This is a genomic window from Variovorax sp. GW531-E2 (assembly GCF_059423125.1).
In genome coordinates this window covers 35772-42537 of the sequence record NZ_JBWKXQ010000061.1, presented here as the reverse complement: position 1 = coordinate 42537, position 6766 = coordinate 35772, and the positions used below count along the sequence as shown (strand labels likewise).

5 protein-coding genes are annotated in these 6766 nt (G+C 69.4%); 3 read left to right on the top strand and 2 right to left on the bottom strand.

Annotation, left to right across the window (positions count from 1 at the left end):
- A partial coding sequence (locus AC07XP_RS26340) for an ATP-binding protein (protein WP_495266338.1) occupies nt 1–3001 on the top strand: 3001 nt, incomplete at its 5' end.
- Between the two features lie 18 nt (nt 3002–3019).
- Here AC07XP_RS26340 and AC07XP_RS26335 read toward each other — a convergent pair.
- On the bottom strand, nt 3020–4252 hold the full coding sequence (locus tag AC07XP_RS26335) for an EAL domain-containing response regulator (protein WP_495266337.1): 1233 nt from the start codon (nt 4250–4252) through the stop codon (nt 3020–3022).
- Nucleotides 4253–4480: 228 nt separating this feature from the next.
- On the opposite strand from AC07XP_RS26335, the gene AC07XP_RS26330 reads away from it, so the two are divergent.
- Nucleotides 4481–4846 (top strand): hypothetical protein, encoded by a 366-nt coding sequence (locus tag AC07XP_RS26330; RefSeq protein ID WP_070060782.1) that lies wholly within the window; start codon nt 4481–4483, stop codon nt 4844–4846.
- A gap of 103 nt (nt 4847–4949) precedes the next feature.
- Nucleotides 4950–5339, top strand: a complete 390-nt coding sequence (locus tag AC07XP_RS26325) for a response regulator (RefSeq protein WP_070060783.1) — start codon at nt 4950–4952, stop codon at nt 5337–5339.
- Nucleotides 5340–5441: 102 nt separating this feature from the next.
- Here AC07XP_RS26325 and AC07XP_RS26320 read toward each other — a convergent pair whose 3' ends face one another.
- Entirely contained in the window at nt 5442–6647 is a 1206-nt protein-coding gene (locus AC07XP_RS26320; protein WP_062470234.1) for a branched-chain amino acid ABC transporter substrate-binding protein, read from the bottom strand.
- Nucleotides 6648–6766 lie beyond the last annotated feature (119 nt).

Below are 6766 nucleotides of genomic sequence, written 5' to 3'. Positions count from 1 at the left end.
CAGCGCCCCCCCTGCCCCGACGCCTGCCCGGCAGGCGCAGGAGCTGGACCTGCTGCGCCGCTACCAGCACGCCCTGCTCTATGGCGGCGGCGCGCTGCTGTCGCTACTCATCGTGCTGGCCGCGGGCCTCGTGCTGTACAACGCCGCCGCCAATGCGCTTGCGAACCTGCGCACCACGCTGGCCGCGCACAGCGCGCAGATGCAGCTCGACATCGAGGAAAAGCAGGCAGCGATGCGCCGCGGCGTGGTGAATGCCGAGCTGCTCTGGAACAGCCAGACGCCGCCGGCCGCGGGCACGCTGGAGGCCTTCGTGCGCGACGGGGGGCATGTGGTCCTGCAGGCCGGGGCGCAGCTGACACCCGCCATCGCCGCCGTCGACCCCACGAGCACCCCCGACCTGCACGAGTTCGCGCCCTATCTGGGCATGCTCGAAATGCAGGCCTACAGCGTCACCGCCGTCGCGCAGCTGCGCAATTCGCCGCTGGGCGCCTACGCCTACACCCCCGACCACCGCCTGCTCACGCTGATGCCCGCGCCCGAAGGCGGCCTGCAGGGCGCGCTGGCTCGCACCGGCCTGCCGGACACCGCCGCGCTCATCGCGCGCCTGAGCTACGACATCGGCGATCTCGCCGGCAACCCGGCCCTCGCCGCGCAGTGGCGCACGCAGCGGCGCGTGGCCTGGCAGCCGCCGGCGCCTGACCTGCTGGCACCGGGGGCCTCGCCCTTCAAGCTGGTGCAGCCCGGGTTCGACGCCCAGGGTCTTCCTTTCATGGTGTTCGTGAGCAACCTGCCCTCGGGCGTGCTGCACGGCCGCCTGCGCCACACGCCGCAAGACACGGCCGCCCTGCTGGTCGACACGCAGGGCCGGGTGCTGCTCTCGGCCGACCGCACGGGCGACGCCATCGACGGCGGCGCGCTGATGGCCACCGCGCTGGCCCACAGCCTGCGCGAGGCCAGCCCCGCGCTGCCGCGCGAAACCTACCGCGCGGGCGTGTTCAGCCTCTCGACGCCGCTGGCCGGCACCGGCTGGTCGCTGGTGTACGCCTACTCGTGGCGCACGGTCTTCGCCACGCTGAAGCCGCAGCTGCTGCGCTACGGCGGCGCCACGCTGGTGGTGCTGGGCACGCTCTGGGGCCTGCTGCTGCTCTTCAGGCGCAAGCTGCTGGAGCCCGCCTACCGTCGCTCGAAGCGGGTGTTCGAGAGCGAGCAGCTCAACCGCGCGATCATCGCCACCTCGTCGTTCGGCGTCTGCCTCATCGCGCTCGACGACGAGCGCGTGCTGCTGCAGAACACCCTGATGGAACACTACGCGGCGGCCACCGCACCGCCCGAGCCGCTGCACCGCCAGATGGCCGCGCTCTACCGCGAATGCGCCCAGGGCGGCACGCTGCATGACGCCAGCATGCCGCTGGCCCTGAAGAACGGCCAGGCCTGCGAGCTGCTGCTGCAATGCACGCGCACGCGCTACCAGGGCGCAGACGCCCTGCTGTGCAGCTTCTCCGACACCACCGAGCGCAACGAACTCGACAAGAAGCGCGAAGAAGCCCGCGAGGCAGCCGAGGCGGCCAACCGCGCCAAGTCGGTGTTCATCGCGACCATGAGCCACGAGATCCGCACGCCGCTGAACGCGGTGCTGGGCAACCTCGAGCTGCTCGGCCAGGGCGCGCCGCCCGAGGTGCAGGCCCGGCGCCTGCAGTCGGTGCGCCAGGCCTCGCGCACCCTGCTCGAGATCGTCAACAACATCCTCGACCTGTCGAAGATGGAGTCGGGCCACCTCAAGCTCGAGGCCACGCGCATGGCGCTGCCCGACCTCGTGCGCACCTGCGTGGAGATGTTCGAGCCCTCGGCGCATGCCAAGGGGCTGCGGCTGGACTGCGTGGTGCACCCGGGCCTGGCCGCCGGCTACGAAGGCGATCCGACGCGCATCCGCCAGATCGTCGTGAACCTGCTGAGCAACGCGATCAAGTTCACGGCCTCGGGCACGGTGACGCTGGAGGTCGGGCCGCTGTCGCCGGGGCAGGCCTCGCCGGTCGCGATCCGCGTGACCGACACCGGCATGGGCGTGCCGCCCGAGCAGATTCCCCGGCTGTTCGACATCTACATGCAGGCCTCGCCCTCGACCGCGCGCGAGTTCGGCGGCTCGGGGCTGGGGCTGTCGATCTGCCAGCGGCTGGCGCGCAAGATGGGCGGCACGATCGCCGTGAGCAGCCAGTCGGGCGCGGGCTCGTGCTTCACGGTGACCTTGCCGCTGGTGGCGCTGGCGCCCGAGGTCGTCGCGCCGTCGGGCACCAACGCTGCCCACGCGGCTCTGCCCTTGCGTCCCGTGCGCCTGCTGGTCGTGGACGACCATCCGGCCAACCGTGCCCTCATCAGCGACCAGCTCGACGCGCTTGGCGTCGCCGCCGACGTGGCACCCGACGGCAACGCCGCGCTGGCCCTGTTCGCCGCGCAGCGCTACGACCTCGTGCTGACCGACCTGAACATGCCCGGCATGGACGGCTACACGCTGGCCCGCCGGCTGCGCGAGCGCAGCCCGTCGATCCCGCTCGTCGCCATCACGGCGCACCTGGAGCAGGAGGGCTACCAGCAATGCTCGCTGGCGGGTTTCGCGGGGGTGCTGCTCAAGCCGGTGCTGTTGCCGGCGCTGGAGCAGGCGATCCTCAAGACGCTGGGCGCTGCTGCGCCACCACGGGTGGCCAGCGCCCCGATCGCGCCCGCGCAAGCGCCACTCGACGCGCGCCTGCACGACGCGATGGTCTCGTCGCTGGCGTCTTCCGCGCAGCAGGTCCGCGAGGCCCTGGCGACCGGCGACCGGCGCGCGATCGGCGACCAGTTGCATGCGGTGCGCGGTGCCTTCGCCATGATCGGCGAGCCGGCCATCGCCGCGATGTGCGGCCGGCTCGGCGTCCTGGTGAAGCAAGAGGCGATGGCGGTGATCGCCCCCGATTGGATGGAACTGCAGGCAGCCGCCGAAGCGGTGCTGGCACGGCGCGCCGCCTGAGCGCGCGTCGCCCGATCGTCAATCGGCGTTCCGCGGCGCCTGCGGGCGCCCTGCCGCATACCGCAGCAGCGCCGCGTACTGCACGAAGGCCGGCTCGGCCATCGGCGCGGCGTGCTGCGCGCCCTGCGTGAAGTGGCACCCGAGACTGCGGGCCAACGCGAGGTCACGCTCGCCGTCGACGCCCTTCACGAGCAGCGTCGCATGCTGTTCGCGCGCCATCGCGATCACGCTCGCCAGGATGTGGCGGGCATGCGGGTTCTCGCGCGCCTGTGCCAGCTGGCGCGCGTCGATCTGGAGCTCGCTGAACGGCACCTTGAACCAGCGGCTCAGGGTCGAGTCGCCCTGGCCGAAGCGGTCGATGGCGCAGTGGAACCCGCGCAGCCGCAGGTGCGCGACCGCACCGGCCAGCACCTCGTTGCAGCGCGCGCCGCCGTCTTCGGCGATCTCCAGCACGAGCTGGTCGGCGGCGATGCCGGCGCGTTCGGCCTGCTCGGCCACGCCCTGCGCCCAGGACACCGAGGCGGCCACCGACGCCGGCACGCGCACGCCCAGGCGCAGGCCGTGGTCCTTGTGCATGTAGCCGAGCAGTTCGAAGGCGCACTCGAGCATGCGCTGCACCAGCGCCTCGTGCAGGCCGACCTGCGCGATGGCAGGCAGGAAGTCGGCCGCGGGCAGCCAGGTGTCGTCGGGCCGGTACCAGCCCGGCTGCAGTTCGGCGCCGTGCAACACGCCGGTGCGCGCGCAATGCCGGGGCTGGAAGTGGGCGGTGATCTGGCGCGTGGCCAGCGCCTCGCGCAGGACCGCAGCCGTGAACGCCGGTGTGTCGTTCGCAGGTGGGGCGCTTCCGCGCCGCAGCCCGGCCCGGTGGCGCCGTTCGCGCGCCATGGCCTGCGCCGCCGACGCCATCGTGACCATGGTGTGCGGCTTGGCGATGGCCGAGAGCACACGCGCGCCACGGGCCCGGGCATAGTCTTCTGCGGCCTGCAGGATGCGCGGCGGCTGGGCGCTCATGAGCACCAGCGCGGCGGGGCTGCCGGCCTCGACCACGGCATCGATCATCTGCAGGCCCGTGACTTCGGGCGTGTCGATGTCCACCACCAGCAGGTCGTGGCGCCGGTGCTGTACTGCCTCGACAAAGCCATGGCCGCTGCGCGTGACGTCCACGCGGGGAATGCCGGCGTGGCGCATGAAGGTGGCCAGCGCGAGGCCGGTGCGTTCGACCTGGTCGATCACGAGTGCGTGTCTGATCATGGCGAGCCTTGGAGGGAGAAGAGGATGTTCTGCATCTTCCCGGGGGCGGCAAAAATCCCCCATCGGCCCAGTCCGAAACTCGCGGCCGATTCCGTAGGACTTCGGCTGACCCCTGTTGCCACGCAGCAACTGTTGCCAGTCCTGAGCAAGGCCGCGTCTGGCGGTACGATGCGCGGAATCGAATCGATCGACATTCCACCCCACTTCGCCTGCCGCAAAGGAGCCTCGATGGCCGGACCTTCCCCCACCTTGACGCGCGGCACCACCTCGCTGGACAAGACCCTGAAAAAGAGCGAACAGGTGGCCGCCGATGTGCAGCGCGCCTCGGACAACCTCGCCGTCGTGAGCACCGTGCTGGAACAGGAACTGCCGGACGAGGTCCAGGTCGGCGAGGTAGCGCAGGCCATCGAGCACACCAGCCAGCTCGAGGAAAAACTCGCCCAGTCGGCCGAGAAGCTGGCCGAAGTGAATGCGGCGCTGAGCGAGGAAATCGAGAAGCGCCTCGAAGTGACCGCCGAGCGCGACGAGAGCCAGGCGCTGGCCGAGCAGCTCAAGGCGCGCATCCGCACGCAGGCGACGTCGGACAAGCGCTGATCGCCGTTGTTTCCGCACGGTTTGCGTGCGTCGTTCTCCCTTCTCCTACGCGGAGACCGCTTGCGCCACGCTACGCTATTGGTTCACACATCAAAACCGCGGCATGGCCCTCATCACGTTCCTCGTCGAGGACAACAAGACCATCAGGGACAACCTGGTCCCGGCCCTCGAGGACCTCGTCAACGGCCATGTCGTCGGCTATGCCGAAACCGAATCGGGCGCCCTCGCCTGGCTCGCCGCCCACCCCGATGCCTGGCAACTGCTCATCGTCGACCTGTTCCTCAAGGAAGGCTCCGGCCTAGGCGTGCTGTCGGGCTGCCGCGAACGTGGCCCGCACCAGCGCGTCGTGGTGCTGAGCAACTACGTCACCCCCGACATCCGCACGCGCTGCCAGGCCCTGGGCGCCGACGCGGTGTTCGACAAGTCGCGCGACCTGGACGCCTTCATCGAGTACTGCAACGCCGACCGCCCCTCGGGCATGGCCGCGCTCTGAAGGCAGGCCCGCGCAACGGCTGCGCACCCCTGAATGAAAAAAGGGCCCGAAGGCCCTTTTGTCATGGAACGACCCGGTGAAGGGTCGTTGGCTGCAATGCGATCAGCGCACCACGGCGATCTGCGTGCGCACGCCACCCTTGTAGGTGAAGAGCGTCAGGGCGCCGTTCTTGATGTCGCCCTTTTCGTCGAAGGCGATCGGGCCGGTCACGCCCTTGTATTGCACCTTGCCGACTTCAGCCAGGTACTTTTCCGGGTCGGACGAGCCGGCCTTGGCCATGGCTTCGGCCAGCACGTTGACCGCGTCGTACACGTACGGTGCGTAGATCTGCACTTCGACGCCGTTCTTGGTCTTGAACTTGGCCTTGAAGTCTTCCAGCGGCTGCTTGAAGTCGCCGTCGACACCGCCGGCTTCGGCGCAGACCACCATGTCTTCACCGATGGCGTCGCCTGCCAGCTTCGGCAGTTCGCCGGTGCACAGGCCGTCGCCGCCCATGAACTTGACGTTCAGGCCGAGCTGCTTGACCTGCTTGAGCATCGGGCCGCCCACGGCGTCCATGCCGCCGAAGAACAGCACGTCGGGCTTGGCAGCCTTCAGCTTGGTCAGGATGGCGTTGAAGTCGGTCGACTTGTCGGTCGTGAACTCGTGGCCCACGATGGTCGCGCCTGCCGCCTTGGCTGCCTTCTCGAACTCTTCGGCAACGCCCTGGCCGTAGGCCGTGCGGTCGTCGATCACGGCGATGTTCTTGCCCTTGAGCGTTTCGACGGCGTACTTGCCGAGCGTGCCGCCCAGCTGCGTGTCGTCAGCCACCACGCGGAACGTGGTCTTGAAGCCCTGGCGGGTGTACTTGGGGTTGGTGGCCGACGGCGAGACCTGCGGAATGCCGGCGTCGCTGTACAGCTTGGAAGCGGGGATCGTGGTGCCCGAGTTCAGGTGACCGACGATGCCGTTGACCTTTTCATCGACCAGCTTCTGGGCGACGGCCGTGCCTTGCTTCGGATCGCCAGCGTCGTCTTCGGGAACCAGCACGAACTTGGCAACCTTGTCGCCGATCTTGAAGCCCTTTGCATTCAGGTCTTCGATGGCCATCTTGGCACCGAGCTCGTTGTCCTTGCCGAGGTGGGCAATGGGACCGCTGGTCGGGCCGACGTGGCCGATCTTGACGACTAGGGCATCAGCCGGAGGCGCAGCAGGGGCCGGAGCCGCAGCCGTGGGTGCCGGTGCCGCCGGAGCAGCAGCTTCTTCCTTCTTGCCGCAAGCCACGAGCGTGAGTGCAGCCAGTGCGACCGCAGTCCATTTCAATTGCATGAGAACCTCCAGAACTTGGATGAAAAGATATAAAAACCGGTCGTTCGATCCGGGCGTTCAGACCTCGCAAGTTTCGCGCCGCAGACCAGCGGCACCCTCACGCCATTCCGACCTGCGGC